Origin of the sequence: Streptomyces sp. URMC 126 (assembly GCF_051386555.1) — a bacterium.
Lineage (GTDB): Bacteria > Actinomycetota > Actinomycetes > Streptomycetales > Streptomycetaceae > Streptomyces.
This window is the reverse complement of sequence record NZ_JBPQTX010000002.1, coordinates 34810-56139: the sequence shown is the minus strand read 5'-3', so window position 1 is coordinate 56139 and position 21330 is coordinate 34810. Positions and strand designations below refer to the sequence as shown.

The following is a 21330-nucleotide window of genomic DNA, read 5'->3' as shown; positions in this document are numbered from 1 at the left end:
ACCGTGCCGACCGTGCAACAGGGCTCCGCCGTACCGACGGCCGGGCCGTCCCCGGGGCCGTTGCCGCCCCGCTACGACGACCACTGGATCGGGGGCCGCTGGACGCCTTCCGATGCCGATCGTCGGCTGGTCGTCACCGACCCCAGCACCGAAGCACCGCTCGCCACTGTGCCCGCGGGCACCGCCCGCGACGCCGATTCGGCCGTACGCGCCGCCGCCCGCGCCTTCCCCGGCTGGTCCGCCACTCCGGTACGGGAACGGGCGTTCCTGCTGGGTCGCGTGGTGGAAGGCCTGGAGCGCAACGCCGAGCGATTCGCCCGGACCATCACCGCCGAGGTGGGGGCGCCGTCTGGGATAGCCCTGCGGACCCACGTCGGCCTGTCCGTCGGCATGGCGGCACACTGCGTGGAGACCGTCGCGGCCTACGGGTTCGAGGAGCGGATCGGCCACTCCCTGGTGGTGCGCGAGGCCGCCGGTGTCGCCGCGTGCATCACGCCGTGGAACGTCCCGCTGCTGCTGACGGTGCAAAAGCTGCTGCCCGCGCTCGCCGCCGGCTGCCCGGTCGTCCACAAGCCCAGCGAGCTCACACCGCTGCACGCCCGGCTGCTCGCCGAGGTGTTCGCGGAGGCCGACCTGCCACCCGGCGTGGTCAACATGGTCGTCGGCACCGGTGACACCCTCGGCACCGCCCTCGTCACCCACCCGCTCGTGGACATCGTCTCCCTGACCGGATCCACCCGCGCCGGGCGGCAGGTGGCGGCCTTGGGCGCCGACCGGGTCAAGCGCGTCCACTTGGAGCTCGGCGGCAAGAACGCCTCCCTCGTCCTCGACGACGCCGACCTGCCGACGGCGGTGGGTGCCACCGTCGACCAGGCTCTGTTCAACACCGGGCAGGCGTGCCTCCAGTGGAGCCGGCTGCTCGTGCCCCGCGACCGCCAGGACGAGGCGGTGGAGCTGGCCGGACGGATCATGGACGGGTACGTCACCGGGGACCCCCGCGCCCCCTCGACCGATCTCGGTCCACTGGTGTCGGCCGCCGCGCACGCCCGGGTGACCGACTACATCCTCCGGGGCGTGGCCGAGGGCGGCGCCCGTCTGGTCCACGGCGGCACCGGGCGCCCCACCGGCCTGACCAATGGGTACTACATCCGGCCCACCGTCTTCGCCGATGTCGACCCGTTGACGACCATCAGCCAGGAGGAGATCTTCGGGCCGGTGCTGTGCGTCATCCCGTACGACGACGAGGAGCAGGCGGTACGGATCGTCAACGGCACCAGATACGGGCTGCACGGCGCGGTCTGGTCCGGCGACGACGGCCGGGCCGAGCGTGTCGCACGCCGGTTCCGCACCGGTCTGGTGGACGTCAACGGCGGATCGTTCAACCCGGCGGCTCCGTTCGGCGGTTTCAAGCAGTCCGGCATCGGCCGCGAGTGCGGGAGCGCCGGACTGGAGGCGTTCCTGGAGACCAAGTCCCTGCAGTTGCCCCGGCCCGCGGACTCCGGGGAACCGGTGGCCGGCCCGCGCCTGCGGGCCACCGCCCCGGTTCGCCCCCCGACCGCGACCGGCGCCCCCGCCACTGCCCGCACCGAGGAGAGGAACAACGGATGACGACCCAGCATGCCGATCCCGAACCGGCGCCCCGGCCCCCTGACGGGCCGTCGGACGTAAGCCTCCCCCCGCTGTTCGCCGCGCTGGCGCGCTGGGCCCGCGAGCAGCCGGACGAGCCGGCCGTCGTCGCCGAGGACGGGACGTTCGGCTACGCGGAACTCACCGCGCGCACCGCGGCGACCGCCGCGGCGCTCGCCTCCGCCGGTGCCGGACCCGAGAGCACCGTGGGGCTGCTCCTCGGGCGCTCCCGGGAGAGCGTGCCCGCGCTCCTCGCCGTGTGGAGCCTTGGCGCCACGGCCGTACCCCTGGACCCCGGCCACCCCGTGGAACGGCTCGGTTCGGTCCTGCGGGACGCCCGAGTGTCCGTGCTGGTGGCCACGGAGGTGCCCGACGGGTTGGACGTCACGGGAACCCGTACGGTCGGCCCGGCCGGCCCCGCCTCCGGGACGCTCACCGTGGCAGTACCCGCGCCCGACGGATGCGCCTACGTCATCTACACCTCCGGCACCACGGGCCGCCCCAAGGGGGTCGAGGTCACCTACCGCGGCCTGGACACCTTCCTCGGCGCGCTCGCCGGGCTGGGCCTGTCACCCGGCGGCCTCGGCCTCAACGCCGTCTCCCCCGCCTTCGACGGCTGGCTGTGGTGCACGTTGCTCTATCTCGTCCACGGGCAGGGCGTCGCATTGGTGGACCTGTCCCTCGACGGGCTGCGCCGCGCCGACGTCGAGGGCCGGGATCCGCTGCCCGCCGGACTGCGCACCGCTTGCCTGACCCCGTCCCTGCTGGCCGCCCACGGCGACGGGCTGGACGAGGCGGAGGTCGTCGTGGTGGCCGGCGAGACCTGCCCGGCGGCGCTCGCCGAGCGCTTCTCCCGCGGTCGCCGGCTGCTGAACGTATACGGGCCGACGGAGGTGACGATCGCGGCGACCTGGGCCGACAGCGAACGGGGGGACGACGTGAGCGGCATCGGACGGCCGCTGCCCGGCTACCGGGCGTACGTGCTGGACGACGACCTCGTCCCGGTGCCCACCGGGACCGAGGGCGAGCTGTACCTCGGCGGACCCGCCGTGGCCCGCGGCTACCGCGACCGTCCGGGCCTCACCGCCGCCCGGTTCCTGCCCGACCCGTTCCAGGGCGGCGGAGCCCGGATGTACGGCACCGGGGACCTGGTGGTCCGACGGGCCGACGGAGAACTGGAGTACCACGGGCGGCGTGACGACCAGGTGAAAGTCCGCGGGCACCGCGTCGAGCCGGGTGAGGTGGAACGGGTCGCCGCCGAGGTTCCCGGCGTGGTGGCCGCCGCCTGCTGCCCCCTCGCCCCGGGACAGTCGCTGGGGCTCGCGCTCGTCGCCGCGCCCGGCAGCGGCGCTGCCGCGGAACTGGCCACCGCGGTCGCCGGGCACTGCGCCGGGCTGCTGCCCGAGGCGGCGGTACCCACCGTCGTCCGGGTGGTGGACCGCATCCCCACCCTCACCACCGGCAAGGCCGACCGGGTCGCTCTCGCCGCCCGGCTCATCGCGCCGGAGCAGACGGACGGGGCGGATCGAGTGAGCGGGGCGCGGAGCGCCACGGCACGGGAACGCGAGGTGATGGCCGTCTGGACCAAGGTCCTGGAGCGCGACGTCCCGGGACCGGCCGCCGACTTCTTCGAGCTGGGCGGGCACTCGCTCGCCGCGGCGCGGGTCGTGGCCGATCTGCGCCGGGCCACCGGCCTGCGCATCACGCTCGGGAAGCTGCTCACGCGGCCCACCGTCGCGGAGGTCGCCGCGGAACTCGACCGGCTCGCCGCCGGGGCCGGATCCGGCGCGCCGGCCGCGCCCGCCACCGCCCAAGGAGCCTGACGCCATGGGCAGCTGGATCTCCACTTGGCCGTCCGGCCCCGGCGAGGCCACTCTCCCGGCGCTGCTCTGCCTGCCGCCGGCCGGCGCGGGCTGCCGGCAGTTCCGCGCCTGGACCGCCGCCCTGGACGGGGTCGGGCAGGTCTACGGCGCGCAGTTGCCGGGCCGCGAGAACCGCTGGGGCGAGCCCATGCCGCGAACGTTCGACGAGGCCGTCGAGGCGATCGCCGCCGAGCTGCGGCCGGTCGTCGCCGGCGGCCGACGGCTGGTCGTCTTCGGCCACAGCTTCGGCGGGCTCCTCGGGTACGAGATCGCCCGCCGGGTCCGGCCCACCGCCCTGGTGGTGAGTGCCTGCCGGGCACCCGCCCACTGGGACGGCGCCGGGCGGGGCATCGTCGACGACGACACGGAATTGGACAAGCTCTTCGATACCGCCGGGCTCGACCCCTCCTTCCTGGACGAGGACACCCGCGCGCTGATGGTCGCGATGCTCCGCAAGGACGCGGTGCTGTCGTTGAGTTACGCCCACTCCCCCGGCGCCCCGCTCTCCGTGCCCGTGCACGCCTGGAGGGCCGACGGTGACGACACCGTGACCGCGCGGGACCTCGCCGGCTGGGCCGCGGTCACCACCGCCGCCTTCCGCGTCCACCACGTCGACGGCGGTCATCACGCCGTGCTCCGCCGCCCGCAGACGCTCCTGGAACACCTCGCCGGACTGCTGCGCGACGCGGCCGTACCGGCCGGCACCGCCTGAGCCGGGTGCGGGCCGTCCGGGCCCGTACCGGCACGGGTGGTCCGCGTGCGGATCACCCGCCCCGACCCGTTCGAAAGTCCATGTGACCGAGCCCGGAGGACGTCGTGCCCCTCACTTACCAGGTCCTCGTCAACCACGAGGAGCAGTACGCGCTGTACCCCTCGGCGCGAAAGTTGCCCGACGGCTGGACGCCGGCGGGGTTCAGCGGCACCGAGGACGAGTGCGTCGCCCATGTGGACGCCCGCTGGGACGACACGCGCCCCCGCAGCGTGCGCACCGCCACGGACACCCCCGCGTGCCGGGACGAAGGGAACTGAGATGCGTGTCGACCTGCTGGATCCGGCGCCTTTCGGCCGCAACGACTTCTGGTCCACCTTCACCTGGCTGCGCGCCCACTCGCCCGTGCACTGGCACCCGGAGCCCGGTGGCGACGACGGTTTCTGGGTCCTCAGTAAGCACCGCGACATCGTGGCCGTGTACGCCGACAGCGACACCTTCGGCTCGGACCGGGGCATGCGGCTCGGCAGCGATCCGGCGGCCGTCGCCGCCGTCGCCCAGCGGATGCTGATCGTCTCCGACGCCCCCCACCACCCCCGGCTCAAGCGCGCGTTCCACCAGGCGCTCGCGCCGCAGCAGATGCCGGGCCTGGAGGCCCTCGTCGAGACGGTCGTGGGCGAGCTGGTGGCCGAGGCCGTCGAGGAAGGCGAGCTGGACTTCATCGACCTCGCCAAACAGCTCCCGAACCGGGTGGTCTGTGCGCTGATGGGCATCCCGCGCGCCGACTGGGCCTGGATCGGGGCGCTGACCACGGACGCCTTCGAATCCCCCGACGAGACCTTGCGCAGCAGGGCGCACTCGGAGATATTCCTCTACTTCATCGAACTCCTCGGCGAGCGCCGGGCCCGGCCCGGCGACGACCTGGTCAGCCGGATCGCCCACGACACCCTCGTCGACGAGGGGGAAGGCACCGAACGGCCCCTGAGCGACGAGGAGATCGTCGTCAACTGCAACGGGGTGCTGTCCGGGGCCAATGAGACCACCCGCTACTCCGCCGCGGGCGCGGTCCACATGTTCGCCCGGCTGCCGGAGCAGTGGGAGCTGTTGCGGAGCCTCGGCACCCCGGGCATCGCCCCGGCGGTCGAGGAGATCCTGCGCTGGACCACCCCGGGGGTGCACGCGCTGCGCACCGCCGTGCGCGACACCGAGATCAACGGGACGCGCATCGCGGCCGGCGACCGCGTCACGCTGTGGAACGTCTCCGCCAACCGCGACGAGGACGTCTTCACCGATCCGCACGCCTTCCGCGTCGACCGGCGTCCCAACCGCCACGTCGCTTTCGGCCACGGGCGCCACCTCTGTTTGGGCGCCCGGCTCGCCCGCCTCGAACTCGGCGCCCTGCTGGCCGGGATGCTCACCGCGCTGGACGGCTTCGAGCCGGCCGGCCCCGCCCGGTTCAACTCGTCCAACTTCACGTGGGGGATCACGAGTCTCCCGGTGCGGCTGCTGCGCAGCCGGGCTTTCGCACACCGAGAAAGGGCTGCGCTGTGACCACCGCGATCGTCGACTTCAACCGGACCGACACCGACTTCCCCACCACCGGCTACCCGCGGCTACTCGCCGAGCAGGCGGCCCGCACTCCCGGCGCGCCCGCCCTCGTCCACGGCGACCGCGCCTGGACGTACGCGGACCTGGAGGCCGCCACCAACCGGCTGGCGCACGCCCTGATCGTCCGGGGCGCGGCTCCCGGCGAGCGGATAGGCCTGTGCTACCCGCGCGGCGCCGAGTACGTCATCGGCTCGCTCGCCGTCCTGAAGACGGGTGCCGCGATCGTGGCGCTCGACCCCGTCAGCCCCGACGACCGGCTCGCCACCATGATCGCCGACGCCGGACCGCTGCTCGTGCTCACCCCGCCCGAGACAGGTCCGCGGATGCCCGAAGGCGTGGCGCTTGCCGACGTCGCCACCGCCGGGAACGGCCTGCCCGAGACCCCGACCGACGTCCCCACCGGCCCGGACACGGTCAGCCATCTCATCTACACCTCGGGGTCGACCGGCACGCCCAAGGCCGTGTTGGAGCGGCACGGCGCCCTGACCAACCTGGTGCACTGGACCGGGCGCGCCTATGGCGTGCGACCGGGTGACCGCGCCTCCTGGATGTCCACCCCCGGGTTCGCCGTGCAGATCATGGAGTGGTTGCCGTACCTGCCCCTGGGCGCGTCGATCCACATCCCGGAGGCGGGCCGGGCACAGACGCCGGAACAGATCCGGGACTGGCTCCACGCCGAGGGGATCACCCATACCATGCTCGTCGCCGCGCTCGCCGAACCGGTGTGGGGGCTGGAGTGGCCGCGGGACACGGCGCTGCGGATCCTGGTGACGACGGCGGAGCGGGTGCACAGCTGGCCGCCCGTCGACACGCCGTTCCGCGTTGTCATGACGTACGGCACCACGGAGACGACCAACGTTCTCACCTGCCTCGACCTGGGCGCGGGCGTGGACTTCACCAGCCGGGCCACCCCGGAGGAGGTCCGCGCCACGCGGCAGGTGCCCGTCGGAGTGCCCATCGCCAACATGCGCGTGCACCTGCTGGACGAGGAGGACCGGCCGGTCGCCGACGGCGAGGTCGGCCGGCTCCACGTCTCCGGAGCGGGAGTGTCCGGCGGGTATCACGACCGCCCGGAGCTGACGGCGGCGAAGTTCCGTCCCGGGGTCGTCCCGGACGACCCGTATCCCGTGCTGTACGACACGGGCGACCTGGCACGCCGCAGGGAGGACGGGGCCGTCGAACTCCTCGGCCGCTCCGACTCCCAGGTGAAGATCCGCGGCTTCCGGGTGGAGCTGGGCGAGGTCGAGACCCACGTCGCTCGTACCGACGGTGTCGCCGAGGCGGTCGTCGTCATCCAGGAACGCGGCCCCGACGACAAACGGCTGGTGGCGTACGTCTCCGCCGACGGCGACACGGCTCCGGACCCGGGCGCGGTGCGCATCGCCGTGGCCCGCGCCCTGCCGTACTACATGGTCCCCGGCACGGTTGTCGCCCTTGCCTCCCTGCCGCGCCTGGCCAACGGCAAAGTGGACCGGCAGAGCCTGCCCGAACCGCCGGAGCCCCACGAGGGTGTCGGCGCCGGATACGAACCCCCGCGCAACGAGGTCGAAGACGGGTTGATCCGGCTGTGGACCGAGGCGTTCCGCACCGAGGGCATCGGCGTCCACGACAACTTCTTCGAGCTGGGCGGCCACTCTCTGCTGGCGTTCCGGCTCATCGACGAGGTGCGCCGCCGCTACGGCGTCGAGCTGAGCCTGTCCGATCTGTCGTCCTGCCCGACCGTCGCCGAACTGGGCACCCTGATCGGCGCGGAACGGACCGACGGCCGGGACGAGTTCGGCGGGCTGGCCGCCATCGTGCCCGATCCGGGTGCCCGCTTCGAGCCGTTCCCGCTGACGGAGAGCCAGCAAGCGCTGTGGATCGGCCGCGGCGGCCTGGTCGAGCTGGGGAACGTCGGCTGCCACGGGTACTTCGAGTGGGAGAACGAGAATCTGGACGTCCCGCGGTTCGAGGCCGCCTGGCACCGGCTGGTCGAGCGTCACGACGCGCTACGCACCCGGGTCCTGCCCGACGGTACGCAGCAGGTGTACGAGGAGATCCCCGCGTACGACATCCCGGTCACGGACCTCGGGCACCTGGACGCCACGGCCCGGCAGGCGGAACTGGACGCGTTGCGCGAACGGTTGTCCCACCAAGTGCTCGACGCCGACGCCTGGCCGCTGTTCGACGTGCGGATCAGCCTGCTCGGCGGCGGCCGGGCCCGTATTCACCTCTGCCTGGACTTTCTCGTCGCCGATGCCTGGAGCTACTTCCAGGTTCTGGTCCCGGACCTGGTCACCTACTACACCGAGCCGGGCACGGAACTCCCGCCTCTGGAGCTGTCGTTCCGCGACTACGTGCTGGCCGTGGGGAACTCACTGCGCGACAGCGAGCTGTACCGCCGTTCCGAGTGGTACTGGCGGGACCGGCTCGCCGCCCTTCCTCCCGCACCGGAGCTGCCCGGACGCCCCGCCGACGCCCCGGACCTGCCCGTCCGCTTCGAGCGGCTCAGCCACGTTGTACCCGCCGAACTCTGGAACCGCATCCAGGAGCGGGCCGGCGATCGCGAGGTCACGCCCTCCGGGGTACTCGCCGCCGCCTACGCCGAGATCCTCGGCAACGCCTGCGGGCAGGCCCGGTTCACCATCAACTTCCCCCTGTTCAACCGACTCCCGTTGCACCCGCAGGTCAACGCCCTGCTCGCGGACACCACGACCACCCTGCTGCTGGCCGTCGAGCAGCAGGACACCACCTTCACCGGGCGCGCCCAGGCCGTGCAACGCCGGCTGTGGGCCGACCTGGAGCACCGCTACTTCAGCGGCGTCCAGGTGCTGCGCGAGCTGACCAGGTTGCGCGGCTCCCTCGCTCCCGCCATGCCCGTGGTGATGACGAGCCTCGCCGGCCACCCGCCGCAATACGAGGAGACCGAGCTCGGCGTACCGGTCTACGGCATCTCCCAGACGCCGCAGGTCTCGCTGGACTTCCAGGTCTTCGAGAAGGCGGACGGCCTGACCTTCAACTGGGACCACCTGCCCGCCGTCCACCCCGATGGGCTGATCGAGTCGATGTTCCAGGAGTTCGTCACCCTGCTCGAGGCGCTCGGCGAGGACGAAGCCTGGGAGCGGGTCTCCCCGCCGCCCGGCGAACGGCACGACGACGCCGTCGTCGCCGAACCCGTCGAGGAGCGGGACACGGGCGACGCGTGGGAGCGCTATTGGGCGGGGATCGAGCGCACCGGCCGCGGCGGTGACGTCATCTGGGACGCCGACAGCGGCGAGGAGTTCCAGTGGCTCCTCGGCCAGGCCCGCCGGCACTTCCGCGACGACCTGCCGGTCATCGACCTCGGCTGCGGCAACGGCCGCTACAGCCGCGAACTCGCCCCGCATTATCCCCGAGTGGTGGGCGTGGACGTCTCTGCCAGCGCGATCGCGCACGCCGTGCGGGAGGCGCGCGCGGAGGGCGCCGCGAACGTCGAGTACCTCGCCGTCGACATGACCGACGCCGAGCAGGCCCGCGCGCTCGGCGAGGGCCCGTACAACATCTTCGTCCGCGGTGTCTTCCATGTCCTCGACAGCGCCGCCCGGGCCCGTCTCGCGGTGGTCGCGGGCCGGCTGCTCGGGCCCGACGGAGTGCTGATCGTCCACGAGCCCGATTATTCCGGCAACTCGTTCGGCTACCTCGGCTTCGTCGGCGGCAAGCGCGGCCGGGCGCAGGACCTCGTCGGGCCACTGGAGGCGGCCGGTGTGCGGCACTCCCGGCGCTTCACCCGCCCGGAACTGTCCGCGACCTTCCCGGTGGACGACTGGGAGGTGCTGGAGGACAGTGTGATCGGGCTGCACGCCATCGATCCGCAGTCCGACGCGGACGCGCTGCTGCTGCCGGGCTACTACGCGGTCCTGCGCCGCAGGCGCTGACGGGAGCGGTCGCGCGCCGGCCGGACCGAAAGGTACCGGCCGGAACCTACCGAACCGATGTGGCTGCGAGCGATACCGCCAGCCGCCGGTACCGTTTTCGACGAAAGACCGGAGATCGTGGAACGACGGACCGCCGACCGGCTGCTGAGGGCGCGAGCACAGGTGATCGGGGGGCAGGCCCGCGAGAAAACGGTCGCCGCCGCCCTGAACCGGGTCCTCGCCATCCAGGCGCAGGACCTCACGGCGGCGGGCCTCGGTCTGCGCGCCCGCGTGACGGGACTGGCCCCCGACGACGTCCGGCGGGCCACCGACGTCGAGCGCACCGCCGTCCGCGGCTGGTTCATGCGCGGCACGCTCCAGATCGTCCCCGCGACCGACGCCCGCTGGCTGCTCGGCCTCTTGGGACCGGTCCACTTGGCACTCGGCGCGCGTCGCCTGCGCGAGCTCGGCCTGGACGAGTCCCTGTGCGAACGAGCCTCGCGGCTGATCGTCCGGGCGATCGACGGCGAGGGCCCGCTGACCCGGGCCGAGCTCACCGCACGTCTTACGGCCCTGGGCGTCGAGCCCAAGGGCCAGTCGGCCTTCCACCTCATCCGCCGCACGGCGCTGGCCGGGCTGATCTGCCACGGCCCGCGGCGAGCGGGGGAAGCCGGTGAGCCGACATTCGTCCTGCTCGACGACTGGCTGCCGGGCACCGGCCCGCTCCCCTTCACGGAGGAGAGGGCGGAGACCGAACTCGCCCGCCGCTACCGCGCGGCGCACGGGCCCGGTGACGCCGTGGACTTCGCCCACTGGTCGGGGCTGCGCACCGGCGCGGCCAGGAAGGCGTGGGCGGCCGCCGGCGCAGTGCCCCCGCAGGACGCGGAGGACATTCCGCGGGGCGACGTGCGATTGCTGCCCGCGTACGACAACTACCTCGTCGGGTACCGGCGCAGAGACCTGTCGGTGCCCGCGGAGCACGAGCACCGCGTATGGCCCGGAGGTGGGGTGATCCGTCCGACGGTCGTGGTCGACGGCCTGGCCGTGGGCACCTGGTCGGGCGGCCGGCGCGGCAGCGCACCGGTGGTCGATCCTTTCCCCGGCAGCGGGCCCTTCGGGGCCGCGGCCGCGGCGGGGATCGCCCGGGAGAGCGCCGACGTCGCCCGCTTCTCCGCGGTCTACGACACTTCTCATACGCTCTCTACGCCCGGTCTCCGACCGCCCGGATGCGTAACCGGCCCCTAACCCGCCGTTCCTACGGTGATGCCGACCGACAATTCCGTCCCCAACCAGAAAAGGGCGTCGACATGGCACTGGGTCGGCATTCCGATTTCAACCGCCTGTGGTTCGGGCAGACCGTCAGCAACTTCGGCGACAAGATCTCTTTGCTCGCGCTGCCGACCCTCGCGGTCGTCTTCCTCGGCGGTGGAGCGATCGAGGTCGGCGTCCTCGGCGCACTGCGCTTCCTCCCCTTCCTCCTGCTGGCCCCGATCGCCGGTCTCGTCGCCGACCGGTTCTCACGCCGCACGATCATGATCGTGGCGGACCTGGGCCGCTTCCTGGCCCTGGCGTCGATCCCGCTGGCGTTCGCCCTGGACTCCGTCACGATGACGCATGTCTACGTCGTGGCCGGCGTCGCGGGCATCCTTACCACGTTCTTCGAGGTCTCGTACCAGTCCTGGCTACCGCAGCTCATCGGCACGGAGAACCTGGTCGAGGGCAACACCAAGCTCCAGATCAGCCGCAGCGTCGCCGAGGCCGTCGGCGCCGGCGCGGGCGGCGCGCTGATTCAGGTGCTCGGTGCGGCACGCGCCATCACGACGGACGCCTTCACCTTCCTCGTCTCGTTGGTCGCCCTGCTGGTCATCCGGCACCGTGACACCCGCATGAAGGCGGAGGAGACCAAGGCGTCGGCCAAGGCGGAGATGAAGGCAGGCCTCAAGACCCTCTTCGGCAACCCCGTCCTGCGAGGTCTGTTCACCGCCAACGTCGTGGTCAACCTCGGTGCCGCGATGGGCGACGCGCTGCTGATCGTGTACGCGTACAAGGTGCTCGACCTCAGCCCCGGCCAGGTGGGCGCGGCCTTCGCCGTCATGTCGGTCTTCGTGATCGTCGGCGCGGTCCTGTCCGAGGCGGTCACCAAAGTGCTCACGGTCGGCCGCACGCTGATCCTGACCGCCGTCGTGCTGGGCGCCGGGTACATCCTGGTACCGACCGGTGGCGCGGTCGCCGGCTTCACCGGCCTGATCGTGGTCCAGGCGGTCATCGGCTTCGTGTCCCCGATGTTCGACATCCACGTCCTGAGCCTGGTGCAGGGCGTCACCCCGAACGAGCAGATGGGCCGCGTCAGCGGTACCGCCCTGTCGGCGGTCTACGGCGCACTGTCGCTCGGCTACTTCGTGGGCGGGGTGCTGGGCGAGGCACTCGGTCTGACCGGAGCCCTGGCCATCGCCGGAGCCCTCAGCATCGTCGGCGGTCTGACGCTCCTCGGAGGGCCGGTCGCCGCCATCAAGGAAATGCCGGGCGGGGATGCCCCCGCCGGCCGGAACGTCGCCGACACGGATTCGGCGCTGTCCTCCGCGGAGGGCACGAAGGTCGGCGCGTAGCGCGGCGGCCCCGAGAGGTCGGAGAGGGTGCCGGCCTGCCCGGCACCCGCTCCGCGGCCGCGGCCCCGTACCGCACCCGGCACCACCCCGTGGTTCGCGCCCGCCCGGCAGGACCCCGACGGCGTACCGGTCGCGCCCCTCCCCCCTTGCTGTATTCCTCTCCACCAGACGCACGGAGGCACAAGGTGAGCGAGTCCCTCGCCGAACGCATAGCCGCACTGCCGAAGTCCCGCCGGGCACTGTTCCAGGCCCTCGCGGGCCGCACCGGCGGGCGCGCCGCCGTACGGGAGGACCCCGAGCCGGCGCCCCGGGACCCCGCCGGGGCGCCGGTGCTCTCCTTCGCCCAGCGCCGCCTGTGGTTCATCGACCAGCTCCAGCCGGGCAGCCCGGCGTACAACGTGCCGGTCGCCACCCGCATCCGCGGTCCCCTCGACGTCACCGCCCTGCACGGCGCCCTCCAGGACGTCGTGGACCGGCACGAGGTGCTGCGAACCGTCTACCGGGACGTGCCCGACGCCGCCGAGGCCGTGCCCCGGGTGATCGACGGGTACCGGCTGCCCCTGCCGGTAGCCGACCTACCGGACGAGGACGCCGTCCGGGCCTTCTACGACGCCGACGCGGCGGCCCCCTTCGACCTCGCGGGCGCCGTCCCGCTGCGCGCCTCGCTCGCCCGGCTCTCCGCCGACGACCACGTCCTGGTGCTGAACCTCCATCACATCGTGACCGACGGCTGGTCGATGCGGCTGCTGTCGACGGAGCTGGAGCGCGCCTACGCGATCCGCACGGGCAGGAAAGACGAAGCACCGCCCCGACTCGCCCTGCAGTACGCGGACTTCGCCGCCTGGCAGCGCCGTCGCATCAGCGGCGACCGGCTGGAGCGGCTCACCGCCTTCTGGCGCGAGGAACTCGGCGGCGCGGCCCCCGTGGACCTGCCGACCGACCGGCCCCGCCCACCGGTCTTCGGCCATGCGGGAGCCTCACGGTACGTCGACCTGCCGCCCCGCCTGATCGCGCGGCTGCGGGAGTTCGGCAGGTCCGAGGGCGTCACCCTCTACATGACGATGCTGGCGGGATTCGCCGCGACCCTGCGCCGCTGGACGGGGCAAGAGGACATCGTCGTCGGCACTTCGGTCTCCGGCCGCGACCACCCCGCCTTCAGCGACCTGATCGGCTTTTTCGTCAACACCCTCCCGCTGCGCATCAGAACGGGTGGCGACCCGGGCTTCGCGGAGCTGGTCCGCTCCACCCGGCACACCACCCTCCAGGCCTATGCCCACCAGGAGCTGCCGTTCGACCTGATCATCGACGCGCTCGGACTGCCGCGCGACCCCAGCCGGCCGCCGCTCACCTCGGTGATGTTCCTGCTGGACGAGACCCCGGACACCGCGCCCGGCCTCACGGGCCTGGAGACCGAGCCCATCGATTTCTCCTCCCGCGCCACGAAGTACGACCTGATGATCAGCGTCCACGACAACGGCAGCACCGCGCGCGCCCTGGTGGAGTACCCCACCGATCTCTTCGACGCCACGACCATCGACCGGCTCTTGGGCCACTTCCTCACCACCCTCGAAGCCGCCGTCCAGCGGCCCGGCGCGCCGCTGTCGGCCCTGCCACTGCTCACCGAGCCGGAGCGGCGCGCCGTCCTGAACGATTGGAACGCCACCCGCGCGCCCTTCCCCCAGGACGCCTGCCTGCACCACCTGTTCGAGGAGCACGCCGACCGGCGCCCGGACGCCGCGGCCGTCGTCTGCGGGGGGCTGGACGGCTGGACCGTCACCTACCGGGAGCTGGAGCAGCGCGCCAACCGGCTCGCCCATCGGCTCACCGAGGCGGGGGCGGGGCCGGATCGCACCGTCGCGCTGTGCCTGCGCCGCGGCCCCGGGCTGGTGAGCGCGATCCTCGCGGTGCTCAAGGCGGGCGCGGCGTACGTGCCGCTCGACCCCGAGTACCCGGCCGAGCGCCTGGGCCTGCTGCTGCGGAACGCGGCACCGCCGATCGTGGTCTCCGACGCGGAACTGGTCGGCCGGTTGCCGCTGGACCCAGGCATCACACGGATCCTGCCGGACGCCGACCGGCGGCGGCTGGAGTCGCTGCCGGCGGACCGGCCCGCGGTGCCGGTCACGTCCCGGGACCTGGCGTACGTCATCTTCACCTCCGGCTCCACCGGGGCCCCGAAGGGCATCGCGCTGGAGCACCGCGGCGTCGTGAACAACCTGCTGGACCTGAACCGCTCCTACGGCATCGGGCCGGGCGACGCGGTTCTCGCGCTGTCCTCGCCGAGTTTCGACATGAGCGTGTACGAGACGCTCGGCATGCTCGCCGCCGGCGGCACCATCGTCCTTCCCGACCCGGTCGCGGCGAAGGACCCGGCCCACTGGGCCGAGCTCGCCGAGCGGCACGGCGTGAGCGTATGGAACTCCGCGCCTGCCTTGCTCGGCCTCCTGCTCGACCAGTTGGAGCACGCCTCGGGGCCCGCACTGCCGGGCCTGCGCGCCGCCTTCCTCGGCGGCGACTGGATTCCCGTGACCCAGCCGGACCGGCTGCGGGCCTTCGCTCCCGGAGTGGCTTTCGCCGCGCTCGGCGGGGCGACCGAAGCGTCCATACACTCCATGGAATACCGCGTCGACCACGTCGAGCCCGGCTGGACAAAGCTGCCCTACGGCCGCCCCATGGCGAACCAGCGCGCGTACATCCTCGATCCGGCCGATCGGCTCGTCCCGGTCGGTGTCCCCGGCGAACTCCACCTCGGCGGCGTCGGACTGGCCCGCGGCTACCTGGGCAAGCCGGAGCTGACGGCGGAGAAGTTCGTGCACGTGGAGCTGGCGCCGGGGCGCACCGAACGGCTCTACCGCACCGGCGACCTGGCCCGCTACCGGCCCGACGGAACCGTCGAGCTCCTCGGGCGCACCGACTTCCGCATCAAGCTCAACGGGCTGCGCATCGAGCCCGGCGAGGTGGAGAGCGCCCTGCGCGACCGGCCCGGCGTTCGCGACGCGGTCGTCGTCGCCCGGCAGGCCGCCGGCTCGGCCCGGCTGACCGGCTATGTCGTCCCCGAGAAGGAGGAAGCCGGTCCGGACCCGACGACACTGCGCGCGGCCTTGGGCGCGGTACTCCCGCCGCACTGCGTACCGGCTGAAATCGTCGTGCTGGAGCGGCTGCCCCTCAGTCCCAACGGCAAGGTCGACCGCGCGGCGCTGTCCGAGCCGCGCGCCGCGGCGGCGCCCGCGGCGATCCCCGCACGCGTGGAACGCGACCCGGCGGCTCGGCGCGTCGCGGCCGTCTGGGCCGATGTCCTCGGTCTGCCGGACGTGCGGGTGGACGACGACTTCTTCGCCCTGGGAGGGGACTCCTTCGCCGCCGTCCGGGCGGTGCGGGCCGTCGCCGAGGTATTGCCGGGTGCGGGCGGCCTGCGGGTGGTGGACCTCTTCAGCAACCCCACCTCCGCCGGTCTGGCCGCCCGCGCCGCCGAGCTGACCGGCCGGAGCGGCGGGGGCACGGCGGCGCCGCACCGACTGCTGCACCGGCTCTCTCCCCCCTCCGCGGGCGTCCCCGCCCCGCTCACCCTCGTGTGCTTCCCGCACGGCGGCGGCGACGCGATCGCCTACCGGCCGCTGGCCGCGCATCTCCCGCCGCACATCGAGCTGCTGGCCCTGGCCCCTCCCGGGCACGACCCGCTCAACCCGGGACCGATGCTCCCGGTCACCGACCTCGCCGAGCTCGCCGCCCGCGAGATCGCCCGAGACGTCACCGGGCCGTTCGCCGTCTACGGACACTGTGCGGGAGTGGTCACGGCCCTGGAGACCACCCGGGTGCTGGAGCGCGACGGCTTGCGGCCGGTGGCCCTCCACCTCGCGGCTGCCCTGCCGGAGGACGATCCCGGCTTCGCACTGGAGATGGAGCGCGTCTCCACCGACGACGACCTCGTCGGCTACCTCACCGCCATGGACGGCTTCGACGGCGTCCTCGACGACAACGACCTGTCGGCCGTGCTCCGCATGGTCCGGCATGACATGACCGAGGCCGCCCGCTTCTTCGCCCGCACCCCCGACGGATACGACCAGCCGCTCGTCACCCCGCTCACCTGTGTCATCGGCGACGCCGACGACGCCACCAAGGGCTACGAGGAGGGTCACCGCGCCTGGGGCCGGTACGCCCGCGACCTCCGGCTCGCCGTGATCCCCGGTGGCCGCCACTACTTCGCCAAACATCTGCCGGACCGGCTCGCCGCACTGCTGGCCGAGTTGCACCGCAACGGAGGAACTCATGTCTGACCTCGCCGAACGTCTCGGCCGGCTGCCCCAGGGGCAGCGCTCCCGACTGCTGGGCCGGATGCGCAACCAGGTGACCGCCGGTGTCGGTCACCGCAACGAACTCAAGCGAACCGACCACGGACCGCGCTCTCGCGCCTCCTTCCAGCAGGAGCAGATGTGGTTCATCGACCGGCTGGGCGCGGGCAAGGCCCGCAACAACATAGCCCTGGCCATACGCCTGGACGGGCCGCTCGACCGGGCCGCGCTCCACGAGGCGCTCAACGCCGTCGTCGCCGGCCACCAGGTGCTGCACAGCAAGCTCGTCGAAGTGGACGGGGTGCCGTGGCAGGAGCCCGTCCCGGCCTTCGTGCTCGGTGTGCGGACCAGTGACTTCGCCGACAGCGACGATCCGGAAGGGGAGCTCGCCGAGCTCACCGCGTCCTGCGCGTCGGCGCCCTTCGACCTCGCCGCCGCCCCGCCCGTGCGGGCCCACTTGGTCCGCCTCGGTCCCGACCGGCACGTCCTGTTGTGGGTGGTCCATCACGTGGTGTGGGATCCGGGTTCCACGCGCATCTTCACCGAGGAGCTCACCTCCTGCTACGCGGACGCCGCCCGAGGCCGGCGCCCGGAGGCCGGTTCCCCGCCCGTCGAGTACGCCGACTTCGCCGCCTGGCAGCGCGCCAAACTCGACAACGCGGAACACCGCGGGGCGTTGGCCGACAAGTGGCGGCAACTGCTCGCGGGCGCCGCGGCCACCGAGGTGATGCCCGACCATCCGCGCAGCCCGGAGACCCGCGGTGACGGCCGCGGGCTGACGCTCACGCTGGAGCGGGAACTGCTGGACCGGCTGAAGGAGGTGGCGGAGGGCTCCGACACCACCGTCTTCACCACGCTGCTCGCCGCGTTCAACGCGCTGCTGCGGCACTGGGCGCACACCGAGGACATCGTCGTCGGCACGGCGAGCGCCTCCCGTCCGCACCCCGACCTGGAACGGGTCATCGGCTGCTTCGTCCAGATGATCACCTTGCGCACGGAGGTGGGTGACGGCCTGACCTTCCGCGAACTCGTCGCACGCACCGCGAACACCGTGATGGACGCCTTCACCAACAGCGAACTGCCCTTCGAGCAGGTCGTCGATGCCGTGCGGCCGGTCCGCGACCCGCTGCGCCACCCACTGTTCCAGATCGAGTTCACCTCGCTCGGCCGCTGGGGCACGCACTCGACCGAGGCCGGTGGTGTCGGGTTCGCCGTCGAGCAGTTGCACGACGGGGCGGCCAAGTTCGACATGAGCTTCCTCGTCGGTGAGAACGACGGGCTGGAGCTGTCCCTGGAGTACAACACCTCGCTCTACCGGCACGGAACGGCCTCCGCGATCCTCGCCGCCTTCCGGCGCGTCATCGAGCAGGTCGCTGAGGACCCCGACAGGCGGATCGGCGAGCTCAGTCTGGTCGAGGAGCCGGCCGCCTCCCGGCACGCCCGCGAGTTGTCCCGGGGCGGCCCCGTCGACGAGACCGCCTGGACCACCACACTCGACCGGGCCTTTCGCGAGCGGGCCACCATTGAGCCGGATGCCGTCGCCGTCCGCGACGGTGCGACGACGCTCGACTACGCGGCCCTGGATCGCTGGTCGGAGGCGATCGCCCACCGCCTGCGCGACCGCGGCGTGCGGCACGGCGACCCTGTCGCCGTCTGCCTCGAGCGCGGCCCCGCGGCGGTCGCGGCCCTGCTCGGCACCCTGAAGGCAGGCGCGCACTACGTCCCCGTCGACCCGGCCGCACCCGCCGAGCGCACCAGGACCGTGCTCGCCGACGCGGGCGTGCGGCACGCGCTGGTGGACGACGCGGCGGAGTTGCCCGCGCCTCTGGAACTCGTCACGACCGGCTCCACCGCCCCGGTGCGCGAGGTGCCGTCGCTGGCACCGTCCTCCTCCCCCGCCGACCTCGCGTACGTGCTCTACACCTCCGGCAGCAGCGGCACCCCCAAGGGCGTGATGATCGAGCACCGCTCGGTGGCCCACTTCTCCCGAGCCATCGCGCGGGCATACGAGATCGGCGCCGGCGACCGAGTGCTGCACTTCGCCCCGCTCACCTTCGACGTATCCGTCTTCGAGGTCTTCGCCACCCTGCTGGCGGGTGCCGAACTGGTCATCGCCACCGACCACGAGCGCCGCGACCCCGCTCTGCTGCAAGCGCGGTTGGAGGACGACGGGGTGACGGTAGCGGAGCTGCCGCCCGCCCTGCTGCCGCTGCTCGACCCACGGCGCCTGCCCGGTCTGCGCCTGGTGTCCGTCGGCGGCGAGGCGTTCCCCGGCAAGCTGGTGGCCGAGTGGACCGCGGGCGAGCGCCGCTTCGTCAACGGTTACGGTCCCACGGAGGCCACCGTGGCCGTCACCCTGATGGACTGCACCGGCAGTTACGACCGCAATCCGCCCATCGGCCGCCCCATGCCCGGGCACCAGGCGTTCGTCCTCGACGAGCGGCTGCGTCCCGTACCGCCGGGGGTGCCCGCGGAGCTGTGCGTGGCGGGCCCCGGCATCGCCCGGGGCTACCTGGGCAGGCCGGAGCTGACGGCGAAACGTTTCGTCACCAACCCGTACGCCGACGGGCCCGAAACCGAGCGCCTCTACCGCACCGGTGATCTGGTGCGCTGGCTGCCGGGCGGGAACCTGGAGTTCCTCGGCCGCACGGACCGCCAGCTGAAGCTGCGCGGCCACCGCATCGAACCGGGTGAGGTCGAGGCGGTCCTCGTCGGGCACCCCTCCGTGCAGCAGGCGGTCGCCGTGGCCCGGCCGGCCGCGGGCGGCGAGCGGATGCTCGTCGCGTACGTCACCGTCGAGCAGGTCGGAGCCTACGCCTCAGAGGTCGCCGACGCCGAGGGGCTGCGCGCCTACGCCGCCTCGCGGCTCCCCGGTTACATGGTGCCGGTCGTGATCGTGCTGGAGGAGCTGCCCCTCACCCCGCACGGCAAGGTCGACACCGCGGCGCTGCCGCTGCCCGCCGACCAGTCCGTCGGCGGCACGGCTCCCCGCGACGCCATCGAGGAGCAGATCTGCCGCGACATCCTCACACCGCTGCTGGAGTGGTCGAACCCGGACGTCGAAGGCGACTTCTTCGCCCTGGGCGGCAGCTCGCTGCAGGCCACCATCGTCGTGTCCCGGGTACGCGCCGTGTTCGGCATCGATATCGCGCTCGCCGACTTCTTCGGGCACCCCACCGTCGCGGGTCTCGCGGAACTCGTCCGGAGGGCGCGGGCCGAGGCGGCCGGCGAACAGGACCGGCTCCTGGCGGTCTTCGACCGGATCGAGAGCATGAGTGACGACGAGGCGGCCGCGCTGCTCGGCTCCCTGCAGAATCCGGACGGCACCTGATGGCCGCGCCAACCGATACCGGCGTCGATCGGGCGCTCGCCGCGCTACCGGAGGCCAAGCGCGAACTGGCCCGGCTGCTCCTCGCCTCCAGGCGCCCCGTCCCCGCCCGCCCGGCTCCGCGCTCGGGCGCGGGGCCGGTCCCCGCGACCGCCCTCCAGGCCCGGCTGCTCCGGTGGGAGCGGCACCGGCCGGGCACCGGCACCGGGTCGCACGCCGTTCGTCTCACCGGGCGCCTCGACCACGGGCGGTTGCGCGAGGCGCTCACCGGCGTGCTGGCACGGCACGAGGCGCTGCGATGCAGGATCTCCGGTTCCCCGGACGGTGCGGGGCCGCTGCTGACCGTGGACGACACGCCCCGTCTGCGGCTGGCCCGGACGGACCTCACGCGCCACTCGGAGGCGACGCGACGGAAGGCCGTACGGCGCGAGATCACCGAGAGCGCCGGGACTGCACTGTCACCGGAGGACGGGCGGACGAGCCGGTTCCGGTTGCTGTGCCTCGGTCCGGACGAGCATGTCCTCGTCCTCGCCTCGCACCTGGCCGTCTTCGACGGCTGGTCGTCCGGGGTATTCCTGACCGACCTGGCGGCCGGTTACCGGGACGGACCGGAGTCCCTCGCCCCGCCGGAGCTGCAGTTCACGGACTACACGGACTGGCAGTGGCGCTGGCTGGCCTCACCGGACGGGGCAACCGAACTGGCCCGGCGCCGGGCCGGGCTGGCGGGCGCGCCCGCGGCGCCGCCCGCGCCGGGCGGATTCGAGCGGGGGCACCTTGCGGTGCGGCTCGGCCGCGGACCGGGAAGCCCGCTCGACGCGGCGCTGGCCCTCGGTGCCGCCGAGGGGGCCACGCCCTTCATGACGCTGCTCGCCGCGCTCGCGGTGGTGCTGGCCCGCCGTGAGGGGGGAACGGACGTCGTGGTCGGCACCCCGGCCGCCGGCCGCTTTGCCACACAACTCGAAGGGGCCGTAGGACAGTTCACCACGGTGGTCCCGGTCCGGATCGCCCTTTCCGGGAAGCCGTCGTTCCCGGAGCTGCTGCGCCGCGCCCGAGCGGCGGTCGCCGAAGCCCTGAGCAACCAGCGGCTGCCCGTCGACGTGCTGTGCACCGGCGGGGCACAGCCGTACAGCGTCCTGTTCGCGCTCCACAACTACCCCGCCGTGCCCTTCGAACTCCCCGGAATCGAGGCGAGCGGGCTGCCCGGACCGCCCGCCCGTCACCTGGAGCTGTACAGTCCCGACCCCGCCGCGACCTCCGCCTGCATCGGCCTGGTCGAACGCGACGGCGAGATCGGTGGCACCGCCGAGTTCAACCGTCGGACCACCGCACCCGAGGACGTGAAGGCGCTGCTCGGCGGCGTCGAGGACGTCCTGCGGCGAGCCCTCGCCTCCCCCACCGCCCCCGGGATCACCCGCTAGCCCCTGGGAGTATCC

At 73.1% G+C, this 21330-nt stretch carries 11 protein-coding genes; all 11 read left to right on the top strand.

Translation table 11 applies throughout. The annotated features are described in order from the left end of the window. Positions 1 to 60: 60 nt before the first annotated feature. Positions 61 to 1608 carry an aldehyde dehydrogenase family protein gene (locus ACSNOK_RS00690; RefSeq protein WP_436778555.1) on the top strand — a complete coding sequence of 516 codons (1548 nt, stop codon included), beginning with the start codon at positions 61 to 63 and terminating at the stop codon, positions 1606 to 1608. Further along, positions 1605 to 3449, top strand: coding sequence for a non-ribosomal peptide synthetase (locus tag ACSNOK_RS00685; RefSeq protein ID WP_436778541.1), 1845 nt, complete (start codon positions 1605 to 1607; stop codon positions 3447 to 3449). The genes ACSNOK_RS00690 and ACSNOK_RS00685 overlap by 4 nt, the downstream gene beginning before the upstream one ends. 4 nt (positions 3450 to 3453) lie before the next feature. Next, complete coding sequence (locus ACSNOK_RS00680; RefSeq protein WP_436778540.1) at positions 3454 to 4200, top strand: thioesterase II family protein; 747 nt, start codon at positions 3454 to 3456, stop codon at positions 4198 to 4200. Between the two features lie 104 nt (positions 4201 to 4304). Next, positions 4305 to 4517: an MbtH family protein gene (locus ACSNOK_RS00675; RefSeq protein ID WP_436778539.1), complete on the top strand. Its 213-nt coding sequence runs from the start codon at positions 4305 to 4307 to the stop codon at positions 4515 to 4517. A gap of 1 nt (position 4518) precedes the next feature. Continuing rightward, the gene (locus ACSNOK_RS00670; RefSeq protein ID WP_436778538.1) at positions 4519 to 5748 is read left to right on the top strand and encodes a cytochrome P450; all 1230 of its coding nucleotides are present in this window, start codon (positions 4519 to 4521) and stop codon (positions 5746 to 5748) included. Continuing rightward, positions 5745 to 9698 (top strand): amino acid adenylation domain-containing protein, encoded by a 3954-nt coding sequence (locus ACSNOK_RS00665; RefSeq protein ID WP_436778537.1) that lies wholly within the window; start codon positions 5745 to 5747, stop codon positions 9696 to 9698. The genes ACSNOK_RS00670 and ACSNOK_RS00665 overlap by 4 nt, the downstream gene beginning before the upstream one ends. A 117-nt stretch (positions 9699 to 9815) precedes the next feature. After that, a complete protein-coding gene (locus ACSNOK_RS00660) occupies positions 9816 to 10922 on the top strand; it encodes a winged helix DNA-binding domain-containing protein (protein WP_436778536.1) in 1107 nt (368 codons plus the stop codon). Between the two features lie 62 nt (positions 10923 to 10984). Continuing rightward, a complete protein-coding gene (locus ACSNOK_RS00655; protein ID WP_436778535.1) occupies positions 10985 to 12283 on the top strand; it encodes an MFS transporter in 1299 nt (432 codons plus the stop codon). Positions 12284 to 12468: 185 nt separating this feature from the next. Further along, on the top strand, positions 12469 to 16554 hold the full coding sequence (locus tag ACSNOK_RS00650) for a non-ribosomal peptide synthetase (RefSeq protein WP_436778534.1): 4086 nt from the start codon (positions 12469 to 12471) through the stop codon (positions 16552 to 16554). Beyond that, entirely contained in the window at positions 16547 to 19900 is a 3354-nt protein-coding gene (locus ACSNOK_RS00645) for a non-ribosomal peptide synthetase (protein ID WP_436778533.1), read from the top strand. The genes ACSNOK_RS00650 and ACSNOK_RS00645 overlap by 8 nt, the downstream gene beginning before the upstream one ends. Next, complete coding sequence (locus tag ACSNOK_RS00640) at positions 19900 to 21315, top strand: condensation domain-containing protein (RefSeq protein ID WP_436778532.1); 1416 nt, start codon at positions 19900 to 19902, stop codon at positions 21313 to 21315. Before ACSNOK_RS00645 ends, ACSNOK_RS00640 begins: the two co-directional genes overlap by 1 nt. Positions 21316 to 21330: the final 15 nt, after the last annotated feature.